17 protein-coding genes are annotated in these 23,353 nt (G+C 71.2%); 12 read left to right on the forward strand and 5 right to left on the reverse strand.

Going from position 1 to position 23,353, the window contains the following annotated elements; all coding sequences use genetic code 11:
• The first annotated feature begins 170 nt into the window (after positions 1–170).
• Positions 171–1,220 carry a 3-dehydroquinate synthase family protein gene (locus ACWC5C_RS35700; protein ID WP_450882423.1) on the forward strand — a complete coding sequence of 350 codons (1,050 nt, stop codon included), beginning with the start codon at positions 171–173 and terminating at the stop codon, positions 1,218–1,220.
• An 87-nt stretch (positions 1,221–1,307) separates the two neighbouring features.
• On the opposite strand, the gene ACWC5C_RS35705 is transcribed toward ACWC5C_RS35700, so the two are convergent.
• Genes ACWC5C_RS35705 through ACWC5C_RS35715 form a run of 3 tightly spaced genes read right to left on the reverse strand, consistent with a single transcriptional unit; the run spans position 1,308 to position 5,230 of the window.
• Entirely contained in the window at positions 1,308–2,222 is a 915-nt protein-coding gene (locus ACWC5C_RS35705; protein ID WP_450882553.1) for an ROK family protein, read from the reverse strand.
• The gene (locus ACWC5C_RS35710) at positions 2,219–4,753 is read right to left on the reverse strand and encodes an amino acid adenylation domain-containing protein (protein WP_450882425.1); all 2,535 of its coding nucleotides are present in this window, start codon (positions 4,751–4,753) and stop codon (positions 2,219–2,221) included. The genes ACWC5C_RS35705 and ACWC5C_RS35710 overlap by 4 nt, the downstream gene beginning before the upstream one ends.
• A 42-nt stretch (positions 4,754–4,795) precedes the next feature.
• Positions 4,796–5,230 carry a type II 3-dehydroquinate dehydratase gene (locus ACWC5C_RS35715; RefSeq protein ID WP_450882427.1) on the reverse strand — a complete coding sequence of 145 codons (435 nt, stop codon included), beginning with the start codon at positions 5,228–5,230 and terminating at the stop codon, positions 4,796–4,798.
• A gap of 227 nt (positions 5,231–5,457) precedes the next feature.
• Here ACWC5C_RS35715 and ACWC5C_RS35720 point away from each other — a divergent pair, with 227 nt between their 5' ends.
• Genes ACWC5C_RS35720 through ACWC5C_RS35730 form a run of 3 tightly spaced genes read left to right on the forward strand, consistent with a single transcriptional unit; the run spans position 5,458 to position 8,428 of the window.
• The gene (locus ACWC5C_RS35720; protein WP_450882429.1) at positions 5,458–6,624 is read left to right on the forward strand and encodes a DegT/DnrJ/EryC1/StrS family aminotransferase; all 1,167 of its coding nucleotides are present in this window, start codon (positions 5,458–5,460) and stop codon (positions 6,622–6,624) included.
• The gene (locus ACWC5C_RS35725; RefSeq protein ID WP_450882431.1) at positions 6,621–7,757 is read left to right on the forward strand and encodes a Gfo/Idh/MocA family protein; all 1,137 of its coding nucleotides are present in this window, start codon (positions 6,621–6,623) and stop codon (positions 7,755–7,757) included. Before ACWC5C_RS35720 ends, ACWC5C_RS35725 begins: the two co-directional genes overlap by 4 nt.
• Positions 7,754–8,428: an HAD-IA family hydrolase gene (locus tag ACWC5C_RS35730; protein ID WP_450882433.1), complete on the forward strand. Its 675-nt coding sequence runs from the start codon at positions 7,754–7,756 to the stop codon at positions 8,426–8,428. The genes ACWC5C_RS35725 and ACWC5C_RS35730 overlap by 4 nt, the downstream gene beginning before the upstream one ends.
• A gap of 78 nt (positions 8,429–8,506) precedes the next feature.
• Here ACWC5C_RS35730 and ACWC5C_RS35735 read toward each other — a convergent pair whose 3' ends face one another.
• Positions 8,507–11,281, reverse strand: coding sequence for a LuxR C-terminal-related transcriptional regulator (locus ACWC5C_RS35735; RefSeq protein ID WP_450882435.1), 2,775 nt, complete (start codon positions 11,279–11,281; stop codon positions 8,507–8,509).
• 301 nt (positions 11,282–11,582) lie between these two features.
• Here ACWC5C_RS35735 and ACWC5C_RS35740 point away from each other — a divergent pair, with 301 nt between their 5' ends.
• The 8 genes from ACWC5C_RS35740 to ACWC5C_RS35775 all read left to right on the forward strand — a co-directional run bounded on the left by ACWC5C_RS35740 (position 11,583) and on the right by ACWC5C_RS35775 (position 22,303).
• Positions 11,583–12,356 carry a DUF6182 family protein gene (locus tag ACWC5C_RS35740; protein ID WP_450882437.1) on the forward strand — a complete coding sequence of 258 codons (774 nt, stop codon included), beginning with the start codon at positions 11,583–11,585 and terminating at the stop codon, positions 12,354–12,356.
• The gene (locus ACWC5C_RS35745) at positions 12,353–13,306 is read left to right on the forward strand and encodes an alpha/beta hydrolase (protein WP_450882439.1); all 954 of its coding nucleotides are present in this window, start codon (positions 12,353–12,355) and stop codon (positions 13,304–13,306) included. Before ACWC5C_RS35740 ends, ACWC5C_RS35745 begins: the two co-directional genes overlap by 4 nt.
• An 85-nt stretch (positions 13,307–13,391) precedes the next feature.
• A complete protein-coding gene (locus tag ACWC5C_RS35750; protein ID WP_450882441.1) occupies positions 13,392–14,030 on the forward strand; it encodes a hypothetical protein in 639 nt (212 codons plus the stop codon).
• Positions 14,023–15,726: a GH3 family domain-containing protein gene (locus tag ACWC5C_RS35755; RefSeq protein WP_450882443.1), complete on the forward strand. Its 1,704-nt coding sequence runs from the start codon at positions 14,023–14,025 to the stop codon at positions 15,724–15,726. Before ACWC5C_RS35750 ends, ACWC5C_RS35755 begins: the two co-directional genes overlap by 8 nt.
• Before the next feature lie 59 nt (positions 15,727–15,785).
• Complete coding sequence (locus ACWC5C_RS35760; RefSeq protein WP_450882445.1) at positions 15,786–16,652, forward strand: SAM-dependent methyltransferase; 867 nt, start codon at positions 15,786–15,788, stop codon at positions 16,650–16,652.
• Between the two features lie 2 nt (positions 16,653–16,654).
• A complete protein-coding gene (locus ACWC5C_RS35765; RefSeq protein ID WP_450882447.1) occupies positions 16,655–18,778 on the forward strand; it encodes a LysR substrate-binding domain-containing protein in 2,124 nt (707 codons plus the stop codon).
• Positions 18,775–19,902 (forward strand): hypothetical protein, encoded by a 1,128-nt coding sequence (locus ACWC5C_RS35770; RefSeq protein ID WP_450882449.1) that lies wholly within the window; start codon positions 18,775–18,777, stop codon positions 19,900–19,902. Before ACWC5C_RS35765 ends, ACWC5C_RS35770 begins: the two co-directional genes overlap by 4 nt.
• A gap of 169 nt (positions 19,903–20,071) precedes the next feature.
• Positions 20,072–22,303 carry a BTAD domain-containing putative transcriptional regulator gene (locus tag ACWC5C_RS35775; protein ID WP_450882451.1) on the forward strand — a complete coding sequence of 744 codons (2,232 nt, stop codon included), beginning with the start codon at positions 20,072–20,074 and terminating at the stop codon, positions 22,301–22,303.
• A 25-nt stretch (positions 22,304–22,328) separates the two neighbouring features.
• On the opposite strand, the gene ACWC5C_RS35780 is transcribed toward ACWC5C_RS35775, so the two are convergent.
• Positions 22,329–23,339: an NADP-dependent oxidoreductase gene (locus ACWC5C_RS35780; protein WP_450882453.1), complete on the reverse strand. Its 1,011-nt coding sequence runs from the start codon at positions 23,337–23,339 to the stop codon at positions 22,329–22,331.
• Positions 23,340–23,353 lie beyond the last annotated feature (14 nt).

Raw genomic sequence — 23,353 nt, forward strand, 5'->3', positions numbered from 1 at the left:
CCAGTCTCGTCATGGAGGGCCCGGAATTACCCCCTGAACACCCCCCTATGTCATCCCTAACTTGCTGGGTGAGGCAGTTAATGTCGCGCTCATTGGATGGGGACGGGGCATCGGCACTACATTCGACGCGGGGAATTCCCGGTCACCGCTCATGGAGGGACTGACAGCGCATGACGACGTCCGCTGGTCCGCATACCCGCGTCATGGTGGAACTCGGTGACCGTTCCTATCCCGTCGATATCGGGTCCGGGGTGCGGAATTCGCTGAACGAGGTGATCGCGGGACTCGGTGCGCAGCGCGTGGCCATGGTCTCCGCGCGGCCGGATGACTGGCTGCCCGACCCCGGGGTTCCCTCGGTGGTTCTGCGGGCCCGCGACGGCGAGACGGACAAGACGCTGTCGACGGTGGAAGAACTGTGCCGCGAGTTCGTCCGTTTCGGCCTGACCCGGTCGGACGCGGTCGTATCCTGCGGTGGCGGGACCACGACCGATGTCGTGGGGCTGGCCGCGTCCCTGTATCACCGGGGCGTCCCGGTGGTGCATCTGCCGACCTCGCTGCTGGCCCAGGTGGACGCCAGCGTCGGCGGGAAGACGGCGGTGAACCTCCCCGAGGGGAAGAATCTGGTGGGCGCCTACTGGCAGCCCGCCGCCGTGCTGTGCGACACGGACTATCTGACGACGCTACCGGCGGGCGAAATGCTCAATGGTTACGGAGAGATCGCCCGCTGTCACTTCATCGGCGCCGGTGACCTGAGCGGGCTCACGCTGTCGGAACAAATAGCGGCGAGCGTCGCGCTGAAGGCGTCGGTGGTTTCCGCGGACGAGCGGGACTCCGGGCTTCGTCATGTGCTGAATTACGGCCACACCCTGGGCCACGCTCTGGAAATCGCCACGCAATTCGCGCTGCGGCACGGTGAGGGGGTGGCGATCGGGACGGTTTTCGCCGGGCGTCTCGCCCTGGCCCTGGGCCGGATCGACGAGGCGCGGGCGGCGGAGCACCTGGAGGTCGTACGGAGCTACGGACTGCCGTACGCGCTGCCCGCCGACGTCGATCCGGGGCGGCTGATCGATGTGATGCGGCTGGACAAGAAGGCGACGGACGGGCTCACCTTCGTCCTGGACGGGCCCGGCGGCCCGGAGCTGGTGTCCGGGCTCGCCGAGGAGACGGTCGCGGCGGCGCTCGCCACCATGGACCGGGAGGACCCGGTCACCACCGCATGAGACCGGCGGTGTTACGTGGCGACCACCGGTCGCCACGTAACACCGCCGGTCGCCACATAAGCTTCGTAAGACCGCCGCGCCCCCGGGTCAGCCGGGCAGTCCCCTGGCCAGCAGGACGGCACCGTGCAGCGAGGACAGCCCGCCGAGCGCCGCCGCGCGGACCGGTGGCAGCGGATGCCCCGGGCGTTCGAGCGCCGCCGTCCGCTCGGCCACCACCGTCACCAGCTCCGGCAGGCCCGCCGCGAAGCCCCCGCCGATCAACACCAGCGAGGGGCTGAGCAGTTCGGATACGCCGGTCACGGCCGCGGCCAGGGCCGCGCCGCTCTCCCGTAGCACGGTCACGGCCCACGGATCCCCGCGCCGCACGGCATCGCGCAGCCCGTCGAACGTCACCTCCCCGCCCCGGCGGCGGGCCGCCCGGCGCAGGGTGGCCGGGCCGGAGGCCGCAGCCTGGACGCAGCCCGCCCGACCGCAGTCGCACGGCGGCCCATCCCGGTCCACGACCATATGGCCGACCTCGCAGGAGCCGCGGCCCATGCCGGGGAGCGGGGCACCGTTCAGCACGATGCCACCGCCGACACCCGTGCCGACACCGAGGTAGAGCAGGTCCGGGCAGCCCGCCTCGTGTGCTTCGGCGAGCGCGGCCAGATCGCCGTCGTCGGCACAGCCCACCTCGGTGTCGTCGCCGAACAGCGCGGACAGCGCGCCCCGCAGGTCCAGTCCGGCCCATGCGGGGCGGCCGGGCCAGGCGGTGACCGTGCCGGTGGCGTCGAGGGTGGCGGGCATGGCCACCCCGACGCCGGTCAGCCGCTCGGGGTGGCCCGCCGCCAGCTCCGTGACGTGGTGTGCCAGCAGCTCCAGGTCATGGCGCGCGTCGCCGGTGGCGGGCCAGCGGAAGGCGGACTCGGCGATGCTCGCGTCGTCGTGTTCGAGGCGCAGCGCCACCTTGGTGCCGCCCACGTCGATTCCCAGGTAACTGATGGCTGTCTCCCGGCTCGTCAGGCGGTGAGGTGTTCGGTGACGATCGAGGCCACGTCCTTCAGCACCCGGGGGTTGCTGAGCATCTCCTCATGGCCGCAGTGGAGTTCATGGCGGACGATGTCGCCGGTCACGTACGGCGTCCAGGCCTCGCTGGAGGCGGCCTCGGCCACCGGGCTGGGGTCGGCCGCGAACAGGTGGAGCGTGCCACGGAAGGGGTCGGGCGTGTGGTTCTTCCAGGCGCGCAGGTCGGTGAGCATGGTGCCGACGAAGGTCTCGGCGGCGCTCCGCTCGCCGCGCCAGGCGTAGTTGGTCGCCATGTCGGCGAACTCCGCGATGTCCTCGTACGTCAGCGGGCTGCCGTACGTGGCGGGATCCTTGCCGTTGATCATGAGGATGAGCGCGATGAGCCCCTGCTCGTCACGGTCTTCCATCTCGGTGATGTGCGGGTTGGTGTTGACCACTCCGAGGTACTCGATGTCCTCGCCCTGCCGCTGGAGTTCGGCCGCGACCGCCTGGGCGAGTACGCCGCCGAAGGACCAGCCGAGGACCCGGTACGGGCCGTGCGGCTGGACGCCACGGATGCGCTCCGCGTAGTCGGCGGCCATCGCGGCGATGCTGGTGGGCGCGTCGGTGTGTTCCTGGAACGTGTGCGACTGGAGGCCGTAGATCGGGTACTCCGGTCCGAAGTGCTGGGCGAGTACGCCGTAACACCACGCGGTGCCGCCGAGGTGGCGCATGCAGAACAGGGGCCGTTCGCTGCCCCGGACGATGAGCGGCAGCAGGACGTCGAAGGAGTCCTGCGGCTCCTCGCCGGTCAGGCGGCGGGAGAGTTCGGCGGCGGTGGGTGACTCGACGAGCATCCGGATCGACAGGTCGCGGCCCAGGTCGGACTTGACGCGGCTGATCAGCCGGGCGGCCAGCACCGAGCTGCCGCCGAGGTCGAAGAAGCTGTCGTGGGGGCCGACCTGGTCGACCCCGAGCACCTGGCCGAACAGATAGCTCAGCATCAGCTCGGATTCGGTGAGGTGGGTCTCCACCATGTGCGTCTGCTCGACCACCGGGGCGGGCAGTGCCTTGCGGTCGAGCTTGCCGTTGGGGGTGAGCGGGAATTCGTCCAGCACCACCACGGCGGACGGCAGCATGTACAGCGGCAGCCGGTCCGCCACGAAGAGCCGCAGTTCTTTGGAGGACGGTTCGCGTCCCGGCTCGGCCGTCACATAGGCCACCAGGCGGCGGTCCCCCGGCCGGTCCTCGCGTACGGTCGCGGCGGCCTGGGCCACGTCCTCGGACAGCTCGATCGCGGCCTCCACCTCGCCCAGCTCGACCCGGAAGCCGTGCAGTTTGACCTGGTGGTCGGAGCGGCCGACGTACTCCAGCGTCTCGTCGGGGCGGCGGCGTACGACATCGCCGGTCCGGTACATGCGGGAGCCCTCGGGGCCGAAGGGGTTCGCCACGTACCGCTCGGCGGTGAGCGCGGAGCGGTTCAGATAGCCCCGGGTCACCCCGTCCCCCGCGATGTACAGCTCGCCTTCCGCGCCGGGCGGTACCGGCGCGAGGTCGTCGCCGAGCACATGCAGACCGGTGTTGCGCAGCGCGGTGCCGACGACGGCGGCGTCATCGGGGCCGATCACCGGGTGCACGGTCGACCAGACGGTGGTCTCGGTCGGGCCGTACCACTGGATCACATCGGCGCCGAGTTCGAGGAGGGTGGCGGTCAGCTTCTCCGACAGCGCCTCACCGCCGATGAGGATGCGCAGCCCGTGCAGCACGTCCGGGGTGACGGTGGCCAGCATGTGCCAGTGGGTGGGGGTGGCCTGGGCGAGGGACACGCCACGGCTCCGGATCAGATCGCCCAGCTCCTGCGGGTCCTGTCCGGTGGCCTTGGGCGCGACCACGGCGCAGGCGCCGGTGTAGAACGGCAGGAACAGCTCGGGCAGTGACATGTCGAAGGTGGGCGTGGTGACCGACAGCATGCGGTCCCCCGGGCCCAGCGACAGCCGACCGGCCATGGCTTCGAGGAGGTTGTGCAGGGCGCGCCTCGGCACCTGGACGCCCTTGGGTCTTCCGGTGGATCCGGAAGTGTAGATGATGTACGCCAGGTTCTCGGGCCGTACCGTGCCGAGGCGTTCGCCGTCCCGCAGATGTCCGGCCGGGTGGCGCTCCAGCTCGGTGGCCGTCCCGGGGTCGTCCAGGACGATGTGCGGGATGTCCAGACCGTCGGCGTGCGCGGCGCTCTCCCGGGAGGTCACCAGCACCGCCGGACGGGCCTCCGCCAGCATGAACGCGGTGCGCTCCAGCGGGTGTTCGGGGTCGAGGGGGAGATACGCCCCGCCCGCCTTCAGCACCGCCAGCAGTGTCACCCGCAGATCAGCCGAGCGCGGCAGCATCACCGCGACGACCCGGTCGGGGCCGACGCCCCGGGCCACGAGATGGCGGGCCAGCCGGTTGGCGCGTTCGTGCACCGACCGGTAGGACAGCTCCTCGCCGTTGAACTCCAGGGCCGTCGCCTCCGGGACGGCGTCCGCCCGCGCCTCGAGCGCCTGCACCAGCATGTTGTGAGCCTCTATCCCCTGGGATGTGATGGTGGCGGACGCTCAGTCCGGCACCTTCTCCAGCAATGCGCGGGCGGCGAGCCGGTATCCCAGTGCGCCGAGCCCGAAGATGACGCCCGCGGCCAGCGGGCCCGTCACCGACTCGTGCCGGAACTGCTCGCGCGCCCAGACGTTCGACAAATGCACTTCTATCCATGGCCGGGGATAGTTCGCAAGTGCGTCCCTGAGTCCCCATCCGGCCATCATCAGGGCGGCCGGATTGATGATGGCGCCGACCGTGTCGTAGTTCTCCTGAATGGTTCGGATGATCTCCGCTTCGCCATCGAACTGGAAGGAATCCACTTTCCAGCCGCGGTCCGCGACCTCGTCGGCGACCCAGCGCTCGATGTCCTGCAGCGTATCGGTTCCGTAGATCTCCGGCTGACGCGTTCCGAGTATGCCGAGATTCGGCCCGTTCACCAACAACAGCCTGCTCAATGCGCACCTCACCATGCGGGCTTGGCTGAATTACAGCGGCTAACCATAGAAGTGCCTTTTATAGCACGGCAGTCGTGCGCGCGACGTGAGAAATGGGCCACGCACGTTCCTAAGGGGGGCTATAGGGGGGTCGTCAGGGGAATGACGATTGCCCATGCGCCGGTTAGCGTGCTATTGCGATCGACCGCCGCAAGCTGTCTCCATAACGCATAAAGGAGCAAGGAATCATGGGTAATGGTGTGCGACTGGGATCAGAGCTCCCGGCGTGGCCGCAGTACGGCGACGAGGAGCGCGACGGTCTGATCCGGGCCCTGGAGCAGGGCCAGTGGTGGCGCATCGGGGGCGGTGAGGTGGACGCCTTCGAGGCCGAGTTCGCCGCCGCCCACGGCAACGAGCACGCGCTCGCGGTCACCAACGGGACGCATGCGCTGGAACTCGCCCTGGAGGTCATGGGTGTCGGCGCCGACACCGAGGTCATCGTTCCGGCGTTCACCTTCATCTCGTCCTCGCAGGCCGCGCAGCGGCTGGGCGCGGTGGCCGTCCCCGTGGACGTCGACCCGGACACGTACTGCATCGACCCCTCCGCCGTCGAGGCGGCCATCGGCCCCAAGACCCGCGCCATCATGCCGGTGCACATGGCGGGTCAGATGTGCGACATGGACGCGCTGGACAAGCTGTCCGCCGACTCGGGCGTGCCGCTGGTCCAGGACGCGGCACACGCCCACGGTGCCCAGTGGCGCGGAAAGAAGGTCGGTGAGCTGGGCTCGGTGGCGGCGTTCAGTTTCCAGAACGGGAAACTGATGACCGCCGGAGAGGGCGGCGCCGTGCTGTTCCCCACCGCCGAGCTGTACGAGCGGGGCTTCGTACGGCACAGCTGCGGGCGGCCGCGTACGGACCGCGGCTACTTCCACCGCACCTCGGGCTCCAACTTCCGGATGAACGAGTTCTCCGCGTCGGTGCTGCGCGCCCAGCTCGCCCGGCTGGAGGACCAGATCACCACGCGCGAGCAGCGCTGGCCGGTGCTGAGCCGACTGCTCGCCGAGATCCCCGGTGTCGTACCGCAGTCGGTCGACGAGCGTGGCGACCGCAATCCGCACTACATGGCGATGTTCCGCATCCCGGGTATCACCGAGGAGCGGCGCGCCAAGGTGGTGGACACGCTGATCGAGCGCGGGCTGCCCGCGTTCGTCGCCTTCCGCGCGGTCTACCGCACGGACGCCTTCTGGGAGGTCGCGGCCCCGGAGCTGTCGGTGGACGAACTCGCCCGCCGCTGCCCGCACTCCGAGGCGCTGACCCGGGACTGTGTGTGGCTGCACCACCGGGTGCTGCTGGGCAGCGAGGAGCAGATGCACGAAGTGGCCGCCGTCGTCGCCGATGTGGTCGCGGGCGCATGAGCGTCCCAGCAGTCGGCCACTCTTCGGCCGGTGAGAAGCCGATCAGAACCGCCGTGGTGGGGCTGGGCTGGGCGGCCCGCTCGATCTGGCTGCCGCGGCTCGCCCGCCACCCCGCCTTCACCGTGACCGCGGCGGTGGATCCCGACGAGAACAGCCGCGCGGCCGCCGCCGCGGTGGAGGGCGCGGAGGGGCTGCCGGTACTGGCCGCGGTCCACGACATCGACCCCGCCACGGTGGACCTGGCCGTGGTGGCGGTGCCCAACCATCTGCACTGCACGGTGGCCCGCGAGCTGCTGGCCAAGGGCATTCCGGTGTTCCTGGAGAAGCCGGTGTGCCTGACGTCCGAGGAGGCCGAGCAGCTGGCCGACGCGGAGCGCTCCGGTGGCGCGGTGCTGCTGGCGGGCAGCGCGGCACGCTACCGCGCCGATGTGCGCGCGCTGTACCAGATCGGCGCCCGGCTGGGCCGCATCCGCCACGTCGAGCTGGCCTGGGTGCGCTCGCGCGGCGTACCCGACCGGGGCGGCTGGTTCACCCAGCGGGCGCTCTCGGGCGGCGGGGCGCTGGTCGATCTGGGCTGGCACCTGATCGACACCGCGGTTCCGCTGCTCGGTACCGCCGAATTCCGGCACGCCGTCGGCACGTTGTCGTCCGACTTCATCACCGAGCACTCCTCGGGGGCCGCGTGGCGGGGCGACGACGATAGTGGCGAAACCCTCGCGGGCGGCACCGACGTCGAGGACACCGCGCGCGGATTCCTCATCACCGAGGACGGCCGCTCGGTCGTCCTGCACGCGAGCTGGGCGTCGCACGAGGCGCTCGACACCACCCGGATCACCATCGACGGCAGCGGCGGCAGCGCCACGCTGTGCTGCACCTTCGGGTTCAGCCCGAACCGTCTGGAGCGGTCCACCCTGACCCGCACCGTCGACGGCAGGACCCTGCCGGTGGCCGTGCACACCGAACCGGTCGGCGCGGAGTACGACCGGCAGCTCGACAGCCTTCCCGCGCTGCTGGCCGACCCGGCGGAGCGGGGCCGGGCGATCGCGGAGGCCCGACGGGCCATCGGCGCCATCGAGCGCGTCTACACCTCGGCCCGGACCGCCCGGAAGCCCCGGCAGCGGGAGTACTCATGAACAGCCAGCCCATCGGCCACCGCGCCACCCCGGTCACCTCGGTGGTCTTCGACCTCGACGGTGTGCTCGTCAACAGCTTCGCGGTGATGCGCGAGGCGTTCACCCTCGCCTACGCCGAGGTCGTCGGCGAGGGCGAGCCGCCCTTCGAGGAGTACAACCGGCATCTGGGCCGCTACTTCCCGGACATCATGCGGATCATGGACCTGCCGCTGGAGATGGAGGCTCCGTTCGTCCGCGAAAGCTACCGGCTCGCCCACCGCGTGGAGATGTTCGACGGGGTGCCCGAGCTGCTGTCGGAGCTGCGGAACCGCGGGCTGGGGCTCGCGGTGGCCACCGGGAAGAGCGGGCCCCGGGCGCGTTCGCTGCTCGAAGGGCTCGGCATCCTTCCGCTGTTCGACATCGTCCTCGGCTCGGACGAGGTGGCGCACCCCAAGCCCGCGCCGGACATCGTGCTGAAGGCGATGGCGGCGCTGGACGCCCGGCCCGAGCGGACCGTGATGGTCGGGGACGCGGTCACCGACCTGGCCAGCGCGCGGGGCGCCGGGGTCACCGCGGTGGCCGCGCTGTGGGGTGAGACGGAGGAGGAGACGCTGCTCGCGGCGGAGCCCGATGTGGTGCTGCGCAAGCCGGCCGAACTGCTGGCGCTGTGCCCGGCGGTGGCGGTTCCGTAAGGCCCCGCCAGTTCCACCCAGCACCACAGCCGGAGCCGGGACGGCGCACACCGTCCCGGCACTGCGTTATCTCGCGCGTCAGGCCCGATGGGCGACGTCGGCCCGCAGGCAGTCCGGCAGCCCCTGGCGGCTCTTGATGGCGAGCTTGCGGTAGACCCGGGTGAGGTGCTGCTCCACCGTGCTGGGGGTGATGAAGAACTTCTCCGCGATCTCGCGGTTGGTGTATCCCATCACCGCCAGGGAGGCGATGCGGCGTTCCGAGTTGGTGAGCGAGGCGATGGACGCCGAGAGCCCCGGCTCGGCGCTCTCGTCGTAACCGCGCATGTCGGGAAGGAGTTCCTGGCACAGCGGCGCCGCCTTGCACATGTTCGCCACGTGCCAGGCCCGGCGCATGACCATGCGCGAACGGCGGTGCTTGCCCAGGGTGTGGTGGGCACGGCCCAGATCGGCGAGGGTCCTCGCCAGCTCGAAGTTGTCACCGGCCGCCTCGACGATGTCGGCGGCCTCGCTGAGCAGCTTCGTACGCTGGCCGGGCGAGCTGAGGATGGCCAGCAGCCGCAGCGAAAGCCCCCGGGTGACGGTGTCGTTGACACCGGGCAGCGCGAGCTGGTCCTTGACCAGCCGCTTGGCCTGGTCGCGGTTGTTCTGCCGCAGCCACGCCTCCGCCGCGCTGGTGCGCCAGGGCACGATGCCGGGCAGGTCGAGGCCCCAGCCGCGCATGAGGTCACCGCAGGTGAGGAAGTCGGCGAGGGCGGCGTGGGTGCGGTCGGTGGCGAGATAGTAGTGGCCCCGCGCCTGGAGGTAGTGCAGTCCGTAGCGGCTCTGGAAGAGAGCGGCCGGAAAGGACTGGCCGACCAGTTCGGCGGCCGTCTCCAGATTGCCCATCCTGGTGTGCGCCAGGATCAGCGCGCCGAGCGGCAGCCCGACGGCGGTGCCCCACCCCCGGGCCGACACCAGGTCCAGCGCCGCCTGGGCCTGGTCCACCGCGGTCGGCAGATCCCCCTTGCGGAGCGCGATCTCCGCCTCCACGGCGGCGTAGATCGCCTGCCGGGTCGGAGCGGACGCGGGGTCGCGCCGGTCGTCGGCGCTGCGGCAGCGTGCCGTGGCGGCGCTCAGCTCGCCGCTGTAGACCAGGCTGAGCAGCGCGAGCAGCGTGGACTCCTCCGCCCACGGGGAGTCGGGGTGCAAACCGGACTGGCCCAGTGCGCGGGTGGTCCTCTCCCGGGTCTCGTGGCTGTGCCGGTGGATGAGACCGCTGGACAGGACGGCGACCGTACGCAGCCCCGGATCCGCCCCCTTGGTGGCCGGGGTGCTCTGCGCCCCGGCCGCCGTCGCGGCGGTGCCGTGGAGTCTGCCCGCGAGCGGCGGATACGCGCAGGCCAGCCAGGTCTCCAGATCCCGCGCCTCGTCCCCGGGGTCGCCGGAGGGCTCGCGCGCGATGTCCCGTACGAGGGCCAGGAGGTCGGCGGCCTCCTGGGCCCGGTCCAGCCACAGGAGCTGGCGGATGAGCGGGATCATGTCGCTCAGGCCGAGCCCGCCGCCCCTCGCCGCGGCCGTCAGCGCCGTGAGATGGCGGGCCGAGGCGGACGGGTTGAGCTGCCATTCGGCCTGGGCCAGCTTGGCGCGGATCGCCGTACGGGCCTTCTCGTCCGTACTCGACCGCCGGGCCAGCTCCAGACAGTCCACCGCCAGGCGCACCTCGCCGTGGAGCGACGCGTGTCCCGCCGCCTCCAGCAGCAGGGCCGTCGCCCACGGGTCCTGGACCTCGCCCGCTCTGAGGAGATGGCGGGCGACCGCGACCGGTGGGGCGCCCTGGCCGTGCAGCAGCCGGGCGGACTGGTGGTGGAGGCTCGCCCGGTCCGGTGCGGGCAGGTCGTCCAGGATGGTGCGGGCGATGGTGGGGTGGCGGAAGCGGCCGTCCCGGAGCATTCCGGTGTCGGCCATGACCTGGAGGGCCCGGCCGACGATCGTCTCGTCCGTGTCCAGCAGGGTGGCGAGATCCTCCAGCCAGAGGTCGTCACCGTGGACCGCCATGGCCCGGGCCACCGACAGCATCACCGGATCGCTGCGGTACAGGCAGGACAGCAGGGCCCGGCCGTACGCGCTCTTGGCGCCGTCACCGCCTCCGGCCTCGTCGTCGATCAGCGCGTGCAGCAGGAGCGGATTGCCGCCGCTGAGGTCGTGGAAGCGCTGGACGGCGATGTCGTCGCTCTCCTTCGCGCCCCGGTTCCGCAGCACATCGCGCACGCCCGAACGGGTCAGTGGCGCCAGCGGGAGACGGACGGACTGGGGCTGCCGGACGACTTCCGCGTGGAACGGCGAGTGCGCCGGTCCCGGCTCCGGCTGTTCGCCGAGGAGAAGGAGGATCCGCGCCGAGCCCAGTCTTCGGACCAGGTGCAGCAGACATTGCCGCGACGCCTCGTCCGCGTGTCCGATGTCGTCGACTCCCGCCACGATCGGGACCTCGGCCGATAACTCGATGAGCGGGCCGAACAGGTCGTAGTGGATCTGCGCCCGGTGGCGGTCCACGGCCTCCCGCGTGGAATACGCGGCAGCGGAGACCATGAGTTCGCGCAGGACCGAGGCCGCCCGCCCACGGAGATCTGACGGCAGGCCGGGGCTGGCGAACAACTGGCTGATGACGCCGAAGGGCAGATCGCGCTCCCCGGGAGAACACGTCGCCGTCACGGAGATGGCATCAGCCCTCAGCGCACGATCGGCCACGCTGCGCAAGAATTCGGTCTTCCCGAACCCTATGGCACCCTCCAGCAGGACGACCCGGCCCGTCCCCATGGCGCAGTCCCTGAGCCAGCCATCGACCCGCATGAGCTGCTCATTTCGTTCCACCAGCACCCATAACCTCCTGATTCACTCACGACTCGATGATATGAATCCAGTAGGACTAATCTCCCTAGTTTCCATCGCCAGGTAGCGGGTAATCACCCGCGTTATCCTGACCTGCCGTTCCATAGCGTGAATGGCGGAAAATGCCTCTTGCGCAACGGTCCGGTATGCGCTGCACCAGTGACGCCCTGCCTCGGGCCGCGCTATCGGCGCGCTATGACTCCTGTGGATACTCGGCAGATCCACTGGGACGGCCTGGGGAACGGCCTGCGCGGCCTCCCCTCATGACCATGGCCGAGAGGAGTTGCGCATGTTCACCCAAGAGTTTCTCCGGACACAGCTCGCCTCCAGGATCCGCCTCGCGCACCCGGGACGGGGCGAAGGAGCCTCCGACCCCGGTCCGCTCACCGCGGAGCTGCTGACGGAGCTGGCCTCGGCGGCCGAAGCGGCGACGACGACCGTGACGGTCGTCCTGCGCCGCTTCGAGCCCCAGGTCTACGCGGAGTCGGTGCTGCGCTACGCCCTGAGCCTTCCGGACACCCTGCGCGCGTCATGGCTCCGGGCGTACACCCGGACCGTGTTCCTGACCGGAAACCCGGCGAACCTCGCTGGCAGATTCGGATTCCACTACGTCAGCCAGGACGGCTCCATGGCGTGGACGGCGCCCGACGACGCGGGCGAACGGTCGCCGCTGCGCCGTCTGCTCAGACTGTTCCCCACGGCGGAGCTGCCGCCCCTCCCCGCCCGGCTGCGGGTCCCCGCGACGGCGGGCTCGCCGGAACACGACGGCCCGGCGCCGGTTCGTGAGGCACGGCTGTACGCCGTCACGACCCGGGTGTCCCTGGCCGCCTACCTCGTCCACGTCCACCATGTTCTCGCCGAGGCCGTCATCGCCCAACTGATTGACGAGCACACCGATCTGACGATTCATCATGTGCCGCAACTGGACCCCGCGGACGGGCCCTTCGACCTGCTGCGCGTCGTCCCGGACCCGGATGCCACGTCCGATGACCAACCGGAGACCGCCGGTGCCGGGCGACTGCGCGCCTACGCGGCACTCACTCTCACCGCAGGAGCGTCATGACCCACGCCTACGACCCCGAGCTGGCCCCGTACACGGCGCTCCCCGGGCTCCGCCCGCTCGACTTCGCGCGTCCGGAGGCCGCCCGGGCCGCGATGCGCGAGGCGGCGGCCGCCACGGCGGCCCAGGAACCGGACCACCCGGTGGACGTGACCGACACCCTGGTCCCCGGACCGCCCGGGGGACCCAAGGTCCCGGTACGGATCTACCGGCCGCACGGCGGCCAGGACCCGAAGCCCGCGCTGCTCTACTTCCACTGGGGCGGCCTGGTCGGCGGCGATCTGGACACCAACCACGCGTCCGCGCTGCACCTCGCCGATCAGGTGGCGGCCGTCGTGGTTTCCGTGGACTACCGGCTCGCCCCCGAACACCCCTTCCCCTGCGGCCTGGAGGACGGCTACGCCGCCCTGTCCTGGGTGGCGGACAGCGCCGGTGAGCTGGGCGTCGACCCGTGCCGGGTGGGGGTCGCGGGCGACAGCGCCGGGGGCGGACTCGCCGCCGCGCTGACCCTGCTCACCCGCGACCGAGGCGGACCGCGGTTGCGTTTCCAGTGCCTGAACTTCCCGATGCTGGACGACCGGCTGGACAGCCCGTCCGCGCGGGAGTTCACCGACACACCCGTCCTGGACCGCGCCGCCGCCCTCCAGAGCTGGCGGCACTACCTGGGGGACAGCAGCGGGCAGACCCCCTCGTACGCCGCTCCCGCGCGCGCCCACGACCTCACCGGGCTGCCGCCCGCGTACCTCAGCGCCTGCGAGTTCGACCCGCTGCGCGACGAGGACATCGCGTACGGCCACCGGCTGATCCAGGCCGGGGTGCCCACCGAACTGCACCACTACGCGGGCACCTTCCACGCCAGCACCGCCATCACCGACGCCGCCGTCACCCAGCGGATGGTCAGCGACCAGCACACCGCCCTGCGGCGCGGGTTGTCGCGATGCCGGTGCCGCTGACGTGTCGCTTCCCGCCGCGCTATCGAGGCGATACACCTCCTATGGATACTCGGTGAATCCAGGTGGACGACCAAAGGAATTACACATGGCCGACCCGCGGTTCACGGTTCTGCTGGGGCCCGACTACTCCGGAAAGTCCTCGGTGCTGGAGCGCCTCGCCGAGCGGGGAACCTGGACGGTGGCCTCGTACGACAAGACATTGCTCGACCCGGCGTACTCGCTCGTCGGCAGGGTGCGCGACGAATTCCTCACCGAAGCGCTGCGGGCGCCCGCCGGACGCTACTCCCCGGATCTCTTTCTCACCCTGGTGCAGATCGCGGCGGTGCACCTGCGGGACCGGGTGGCGCAGGCCCCGCCGGACCGGCCGGTGATCGTGGACTCCTACTACTTCAAACTCCTGGCGAAATGCTCCCTGCTCGGCTACGGAAATCCGTCGCTCTTCTCCTGGTGGCGGACCTTCCCACAGCCCGATCAGGTCGTCTACCTCGATGTGGCGCCCGCCGTCGCCTGGGAACGCAGCGGCTGGGGCGCGGACGCGAACCTGATGGAGTGCTACGGCGAAAAGCCCACCGAGGAATCCTTCACCTCCTTTCAGGCCGATTTGGCCGACGCGATGCGAAAAGAGGTGGCCGGGCTGAACGTCACCACCCTCGGGCAGTCCGACTGCGTCGAGAAATCCGTGGATCTCGTGGAACAGGCGATAATGGACGGTGCACATGGCTGACCGGGCCGAGATGAACGACGCGGTGAATGGCGGCACGGACGGCGGGACATTCTCCGCCTACCGGAGCAGGGTCCTGGACGAGCGGGACCGGCTGCGGGCCGCGCTGGACAACGCGCGGCGATCGCAGGACGAGGCGCTGGGCGCCATGCTGCGCGAGAACGCCGACACCGAATTCGGAAAGGCGCACGGGTTCGCCCGCTGCCGCAGCGTGGACGAATACCGCGCGGCGGTGCCCATCGCCGACTACGCGGCGCTCGCCCCCTGGATCGAGTCGGCCGCCGCCGGGCGGCAGAACGTCCTCAGCGCGGATCCCGCCGTGGTCTTCTTCAAGAGCAGCGGCAGCACCGGGGAGAGCAAACAGATCCCGATCACCCGGCAGTTCATGCGCACGTCCTTCTTCCCCTTCTACTACGCGGCGTGGGCCAACTTCGTCGAGCACTTCCCGGAGGCGGTTCAGCGGCCCGACGCCACGCTCAACCTCAAACACGACCCTGCCCCCGCGATCGGTGCGACCCGTTCCGGCCAGCCCCATCTGGGAGCCAGCCAGGTCGATTTCGGCCAGGCCTTCGGCGAACCGCTCGCAGCGGAGCCCGGCAGCCGTGCGCCCTGGGGGACCCTGCCGGAATTCGTGGATCCCGCCGATCATCTGCAGCGCGGCTATGTGAGGCTGCGCGCCGCGATCGAGCATGACGTACGGTGCGTCATCGGCATCAACCCGGCGATGGTCGCCGCGCTGCCGCACCAACTCGTCCAGTGGTGGCCCCGGCTGGTCAAGGACCTGCACGACGGCACGGTCGACGGACACCCCGGCGGCACCCCCGACCCCGGCCGCGCCCGGCTGCTGGAGCGAGCGGCGGAGCGCGCGGGAGGGCTGCTGCCCACCCACGTGTGGCCCCGCATGCAGCTGCTGTTCTGCTGGACCACCGGCCTGGCCTCGCTCTATCTGCCCCGGCTGCGGGAGGCGTTCGGCCCCCGGGTCACCGCCCTGCCCGCCCCGGTGGCGGCGTCGGAGGGCTTCGTGGCCGTAGCGCTCGACCGCCATCTGACCGCCGGATCACCGGCGATCACCGGCGGGCTGCTGGAGTTCGTCGACGCCGACGAGGACCTGCGGCCCGATTCCGCCACCCAGCTGTTCCACGAGCTGGAGACCGGCCGTGAATACCACGCCGTCATCAGCCATGTCGGCGGCCTGTACCGGTACGCGCTCGGCGATGTGGTGCGGGTGGTCGACCGGGTCGGGGACGTCCCGAGGGTCGAGTACGCGGGGCGGCGCACCCTCTCCGACGCCGTCGGCGAGCGCCTGCGCGAGTCCCATGTGGTGACCGCCCTGCGCACGGCGCTCGCGGCCACCGGCCTTGAGGTACGCAACGCCACCTGCCGGGTGGTCGGCGCCACCGGGACCGGGAGCACCACACCGCGGTACGCCTTCGCCCTGGAGCCGTTCCTCCCCTGGGCGGACCAGGAGACCGCCGCCCTGGAACGCGCCCTCGACACGGCGCTCAGCGCCGCCGCCCCCGGCTACCGGTCGGCGCGTACGACGGCCCGGCTGGCCGCCCCCGAGATCCACCGCGTGGCCCCGGACGCGTTCGCCCGCGACTGGCAGCACCGGGTCGCCGCCGGAACCCGCCCGGCCCAGGTCAAGGACCGGGTCTTCCAGAACGACGACGCGGCCTGGCAGCGCCTGCTCGCCAACTGAATCGTTCCGAACCCGCTGGCTCTCTCCCTCACATTCCCTCCTGTAAGGAGCAACCCACCATGGAACCATTCGACGCGGTCGCCCGGACGTCCCTGCTGACGACGGCCCTGCGCGCCAAGGAGACCAAGCGGCCGGACCGGCTGTACGAGGACCCCTTCGCCGCCCGGCTCGCGGGCACCGTCGGGGCCGACCTGTTCGGCCAGGTCTCCGACGCGACCTGGCCCAACCGCACCGAGCCCGACCAGAAGGTGCCGAGCACCTTCGACTACAACGCGATCCGGACCCGGTACTTCGACGACTATCTGCTCGCCCAAGTGAAGGACGGCGACTACCCCCAGGTGGTGATGGCGGCCGCGGGCATGGACACCCGCGCCTACCGGCTGCCCTGGCCCCGGCCGATCGAGCTGTTCGAGCTGGACCGTGCGAACGTCCTGGCGGCCAAGGAGTCGGCCCTCGGCGACGTACCGGTGCACGAGCACGTCACCCGCCACCTGATCGGCGCCGACCTGCTCGGCGAGGACTGGTCCGAGGCCCTCATCGCGGCCGGCTACCGCCCGGACCAGCCCTCCCTGTGGCTGCTCGAAGGGCTGCTGTACTACATTCCCGAGGAGCACACCCGGCGGCTGCTCTCCCGGGTCGCGGACCTGACCGCGCCCGGCAGCCTGATGGCCGCGGACCTGGTCAGCGCCACCGCCCTCACCGCCCCGGCGGTCAAGCCGCTGCTGGAGGTCTTCGAACGCTGGGGCTGCCCCTGGCTGTACGGGCACGACGAGCCGGAAGCGCTCCTCGCCGAATACGGCTTCGAGGGCGAGGCGGTGCAGCCCGGCGAGGAATCCGCGCACTACGGACGGTGGCCCGACCCCGTCCACCCGCGCCATGTGCCCGACGTCGAGCGGGTGTTCCTCGTCAACGGACGGCGGAAGTGACCATGACCCACGCAGTCGTCATCGGCGGCAGCATCTCCGGGTGCGCCGCCGCGCTCGCGCTGAGCGATCTGGGATACGACGTCACGGTCCTGGAGAAGGACCCCGGCCCGCTCCCCGCCGACCCGGACGAGGCGCACCACGGCTGGGACCGTCCCGGCGTCCCGCAGGGCCTCCAGTCCCACGCCTTCACCTCCCGGGGCGTCAACCTGCTGGCGGACCGGGCGCCCGACATCTACGCCGCGCTCATCGACGCCGGTGCCAAGGCGCTGCGGCTCGGTGGCAGCATGCCTCGGCCGAGCGGCGCCGACACCGACGCCGGTACGGACGCGGTCACCGACGCCGGTGCGGAGAAGCTGCGGGACGATGAACTCACCGTCCTCGCCTGCCGACGCCGTACGTTCGAGCTGGTGCTCCGCCGGGAGACCGCCCGGCGCCCCGGGATCACGCTGCGCACCGGCGTGGCCGTCCAGGGCCTCGTGCTGACCGACGGCAGCGGCGACGCACCGCGCCGGGTGACCGGCGTACGGACGGGGACCGGCGCGCCCCTGCCCGCCGGCCTCGTCATCGACGCGACGGGACGGCGCTCCCTCTCCGGCACGTGGCTGGCCAAGGAGGGCGTGCCCCAGCCCGAGGATGTCGTACACCGCTCGCGCATGACCGCCTACGCCCGCTTCTACCGGCTGCGGACCGACGAGTTCCCCGGCCCTCTCAACCGCGACAACGCGGCCGGGGCGGTCTGGGACGGCTATGCGGCCTTCCTGCACCCGGGCGACAACAACACCTTCAGCATCACCTACGGTGTGCTCCCCGACGACGAGGCGCTGCGTGCCCTGCGCGAGGATTCCGTCTTCCACGCCGCGGCGGCCGCCAATCCGTTCTTCCAGCCCTGGCTGGAGCCGGGTGTCGCCGAGCCGATCTCCGGTGTCCGGGTCATGCCGTCGCCCGACAACGTCCTGCGCGGCGCGGCCGTGGACCCCGGCCAGCAGCCGGTGCACGGGCTGTTCCGGGTCGGCGACGCGGCCTGCGTGACCAACCCGCTGTACGGGCGCGGCGTCGCCCTGGGCCTGTCACACGCCTACGCGCTGGCAGACGTCCTCGGCCGGTATCCGGAGGTCGGCGAGGAGCAGAGCCGGGAGGCGGCCGTGGCGGCCGAAGCACACTTCCGGCCCTGGTTCGCGCAGTCGGTCCGTACCGACGCCGAGCGACTGGCCCTGTGGAACCGGGCCGTTCACGGCATCACCCCGCCGGAGACCGAGCCGGGCGGTCTGACCCTCGCGCAGGTCTCCGCCGCCGCCACCAGGGACCCGGTGGTCTGGCGTCATCTGGCACGGCTGCAGATGTCGTTGCCGCCCACCGAGTCCTCGCTCACCCCGGCCGACCTGCGTCTGAGGGTGCTCCGGGCCTGCGAGGAACTCGGCCCGCTGCGGCCGCTCGGCCCCTATCGCGCGCAGCTGCTCGCCACCATCGCCGAGACCATGGAAGACACTGTCCCGGACAGCCCTCTCCGGCTGGTGTATCCGGGGTCCCCCGACGCGGTGGAGAAGATCCTCGCCTCGGCGGAAGAGGCCGGGCACCGGCACCCGGTGACCGTCTCGGAAGCGCTCATCTCGGATCCGTACGGCAAGCTGCGCGCGGGCGAGGCAGACGTGATGATCACGCGCTTCCGTGTCGACGAGCCGGATCTGACCACCGGTCCCGTGCTCTACACCGAAGAGCGCATCGTCGCGGTGGCCGCCGATCACCCGCTCGCCTCCCGGGCCTCGGTGACCAGTGACGACCTCGCGGACTACGACATGTTCCAGCGTCCGGGGGCGTTTCCGCCCGACGTCTACGATCAGCTCGTCCCGCGCGTATCGGCCCAGGGACGACCGCTCCACCGGCGATGTACCGCCGACTCGATACCGGACATGTTCGCCGCGATCGCCGAGGGCCGGGCCGTCCATCCCACCATCGCCTCCATGCGCGCGGTCAGCCACCCCGGCGTCGTCTACGTACCGATCACCGACCTGGACCCCGCCCCCGTCTGCCTGGTGTGGGTCACCGAGCGGGCCTCGTCCACGGTGCTGGCGTTCGCCCGAGCGGCCGCCGAGGGCTTCGCCGCCTCCGCGACGGGCGCACAGCGATGACGGACGGTACCCCGCACCGGCCCAGGGTGCTGATCGCTCCGGTCACCGTGACCCCCACCAAGGCGCTGGGCCTCAGCCACCTCAAGGGCCTGCTGTGGGTGGACGCCATGTTCCGCGCCACGCGGTTGCTGACCGACGTCGACTATCTCTACAGCCACACCACCTTCAACATCACCCGCCAGACCGCGGGTTTCTGGGAGTACCTGGACCGCGCCTGCCCGGACATCGACCCGTCCCGGTGCACGGAGGACGACGTCGGCAGCCTCTACACCGCCTTCCAGACCCAGCCGTCGCCGCCACCGGACGCGGCGCTCCAGCCCTACGTCCGCGCGGTCGAGGACACCGGGTGGACCCATCCGGTGAGCCGCCGTGTCCTGGACATCTGGCGCGGCCACTACGACTGGCTGGGCCTGCACGACCCGGGCATCACCCGGAGAATGCCGCCCCGGATGGGCATGGAGGAGGTGGTCGACTACCTCTCCAAGCGCGGTCTGTGCCTGGACACCCGCTGCGACAAGGGCCCCGTCTATCTCGATGCCACCGCCCAGGGCCTGCCGCTGCGCCCCATCACCTCGGCCACCGGACACCCCAACTACCTGGGCTGCGCCCTGCGCGATCTGGTGCCGATGGCCGAGGAGTACGACGAGATCGTCCTCGTCCACGACCGCGAGCTGACCGAGGACTACATCCTGCTGCAGAAGGTCTTCGGCGCGCTCGGCGCCAAAACGCATCGACTCTGCCTCAGCAGAGTTCCGCTCGACGGCGTCGTGCGGTCCAGCCGCCATGGAGTGGACCGCATGCACACGGCCGCCGGACTCGCGGACGAACTGGGCGGCTACGGAACCACGGAGGCCGTCCGTCTCGGCATGCGCCTGTACTTCATCGCGTCGCTCGGCAAGGGCAGCGATCAGTCCTTCCGCATGGAACTGCTGCGGGAATTCATCGACCGCGCGGAGAAACTGCTCGCCCGGGACGATGCGCCGGAGGCGCCGGACACGGAGACGTTCCTGCGGGGGAACACCGGCGGCCGGGGCTTCGTGGACGCCTACCGCCTCACCACCGCACTCCTCGGCAGACATCGGCGAGTTCCCCTGCGGGCCCTCGCCTCGTCCACTTATTGCTGAGTAGGGGGTTGGTGAGGGGATTACTGAGACGTCCCGGGCGCCCACACTAGGTCTTCTGCCGGTGTTTCCTCGTGATCTTTGGCCTAAGGTTTTGACGCCAACATCGTTATGAGCGTCGTCAGGCGGCAGGTCCAGGACTCCGCACTACCCGACCTCGGAATGGATAGTTGTGGACTTCGCCCTTCTCGGTCCTCTCACCATCACCTGTGAGGCCCGGCAGTTGACCGTTCCCGCGTCCCGGCAACGTATCCTCCTTGCCGCGTTGCTCCTGAATGCCAACCATGTGGTGTCCATCGACCGGCTCTCACACTTTCTCTGGGACGGAGTTCCGCCCTCCAGCGCCTCGGCCACCCTGCGCACCTATGTGATGCGGCTGAGAAACGTACTCGGCGACGACGTGGGCCGCAGGATTGTCACGCGTTCTCCGGGATACCTCATCGAACTGGACGAGCACGAAAGCGACCTCGGCCGGTTCACCGCGCACCGCCGTGCGGGCGAGGCCGCCATCGCCTCCGGCGACCTGGCCACCGGGGCCGATGAGCTGAACCGGGCGCTGTCGCTGTGGCGGGACGAACCGCTGCTGGACATCCCCTCCGCCACCCTGTGCGACGTCGAGGCGCGGCATCTTCAGGAGCTGCGCAGGCAGACCGTCGCCCAGTGGATCGATGTCCAGCTGGAACTCGGACGGCACAACGGAATGCTTCCCGAGTTGTGGCGGCTGGTGATGCAGAACCCGCTGGACGAGCCGATGGCGGCCCGGCTGATGCTGGCGTTGTCCCGCTCGGGGCAGCAGGCCGAGGCGCTCCAGGTGTTCCAGCGCACCCGTGTGCTGCTGGTCGACCAGCTGGGTACCGAACCCGGGCCCGAGCTGCGGCTCATGCAGCAGCGGGTGTTGCGGGACGACGAGCCGCAGCCGTCCGCCGACCAGCGCGCCAGTGGGTTCCGGCCGTCCCGGGACCGGCCACGGCCCGCGCAGCTGCCCGTCGCGCCCACGGCCCTCGTCGGGCGGGCAGATGAGTCCGCGGCGCTCCGTTCCGTGCTGTGCTCCCCGCCACGGGACCCCGGGAGCGCCGTGATCGTGGCGCTCACCGGCGGGCCCGGTGTGGGCAAGAGCGCGCTGTCGTTGCATCTGGCCCATGGCCTGCGGGACACGTTCAAGGACGGTGAGCTGTACGCCTGTCTGCGGGACGCCGCGGGCCGTCCGGCCTCGCCCGCTGACGTACTCGCCCGGTTCCTCACGGATCTGGGGCTGCCCCAGTCGGCCGTGCCGTCCGGTCTGGACGAACGGGCCTGTCTGTACCGGTCGCTGATCGCCGATCGCGAGATGCTCGTCGTCCTCGACGACGCCCGGGACGCCGCCCAGGTCCGCCACCTCATTCCGGGACGGGGCGGCAGTCGGCTGATCATCACCAGCCGCAACCATCTCGCGGATCTGGAGGGGGCGTACACCGTGACGGTGAGCCCGCTCCCCGAGGACGCCTCGGTGGAACTGCTGGGCGGCATCGTCGGCCACCACCGGGTGCGGGAGGAACCGCTCGCCGCCCAGCGCATCGCCTCCGTCTGCGCCGGGCTGCCGCTGGCGATCCGTATCGCCGGGGCGCGCTGTCTGGCGCGGGAGCAGTGGTCCCTGGACGACCTGGCCGAACGGCTCACCTCGTCCGGCCGATTACTGGACGAGCTGCGGGTGGGCGATCTCTCGGTACGCGCCGGTCTGCGCACCGAGTACGCGGCCCTGCGCACCCGCGCCTCCCACGTCTGCCATCCGGCGGCCCCGGCCCCCGACGCGGCCTTCCGCGCCCTCGGTGTCCTGGGCGCGGCCGAGGTCACGCCCGAGTCGGTGGCGGCCATGCTGAACTGCCCGGTCCACCAGGCTCAGGACACCCTGGAACTGCTGGTCGACGCCCGGCTGCTGACCTCCCCGAACCCCGGCCGCTACTACCTCAACGACTTGGTGCGGGCGCTGGCCCGGGAGGTGGCCGAAGCGGAGGAGGCACCGGCCGACCGCACCGCCGCGCTCCGCGAACTGCTGCGCTGGTACGGCCGGGCGTGCGAGCAGATCACCCCTGGCCAGCGGCCCGGCACCACCCGCCCGTCGTCGTCGAGGTCCGGCTGCCCGTCCCCCGTCTTCGAGGACGAGGAGTCGGCCGCGCGCTGGCTGTCCCTGCAACGGGACTCCATCGTCGGCGCGGTGCTCGCGGGCCGGCGCTGCGGGGCGGGCCACACCGCCGATCTGCTGGTCGCGGCCCTCGCCGATCTGCGGTCCCTCGACGGTCTGCTCCCCGATCTGAAGGCCGCCCGCGACAGCATCCTGAAGCGCGTCGGCGCCCGGACCACCCCCACGACGCGCATCTCCCCCAGACGCCACTTCCGGCGCGTCTACGCCCCGGTCCCCTACCCCTGACTTTCCCGGGCGAGCGGCCCGGCCCCTAAGCGACCGTGAGCACGATCTTGCCCTGGATGTGCCCCCGGGCGGCCCGCTCGTGCGCCGCCCGGGCATCCGCGAGCGGGAACGTGCTGTCGATCGCGACGCGTAGCGTGCCCGCGTCGAGCAGGCGTCCCAGTTCAGCGAGTTGCGCGCCGTTCGAGCGGACCTGGGCGATCGAGACCGTGACGCCCCGCTTCGCGGTCTCCTCGGCGTCGAAGTCCCCGGGGAACACCTGGAACAGGGCGCCGCCACGCTTGAGCGTGCGCGGGAAGCGACCGCTGCGGGGGCCGCCGACGGTGTCGAGAACGAGGTCGGCACCGCGTACGAGTTCTTCGGGACGGCTCGTGGTGTAGTCGATGAACTGGTCGGCGCCGAGGGCACGCAGGAACGACTCGTGCGCGCCCGATGCCACCGCGATGACCCGCGCGCCCTTCCACTTCGCCAGCTGCAGCGCGAAGTGCCCCACGCCGCCCGCGGCTCCGTTGACGAGCACCGTGGTGTCGGCGTCGAGCGCCACCGGGCGATGCGGCGTCGGCTGGAAGGGCGAGGGGTGATCGTGTCCGGCCTCGATCAGGAACTGCCACGCCGTCAGCCCGGCCATGGGCGCACCGGCGGCGTGCACATGGTCGATGCCGACCGGCTTGTGCGCGAGGTCCGACGCGGGCGCGGCCACGTACTCGGCGTAGGCGCGGCCGTCGAAGCTGGGGAAACGCAGCAGGCCGAAGACTTCGTCGCCGACCGAGAAGCCGTCCACATCGGTGGCGACGGCCTCGACGACGCCCGAGATGTCCGTCCCCGGAATCACCGGCAGGCTGACCGTCGCGTCCGGCTCGCCGGGCATGGTGGTCAGCCCGCCGCGCAGGTACCAGTCCGGAGGGTTGACGCCGACCGCGTGGACGCGGACGAGCACCTCACCCGGCCCCGGCTCGGGCATCGGCGCCTCGTCGTCACGCAGCACCTCGGGGCCGCCGTGCTCATGCAGCCGGATCGCCCTCATCGTGTGGGTCGGCATCGTTCTTCTCCTGC

It is taken from the genome of Streptomyces sp. NPDC001700, from assembly GCF_053596435.1.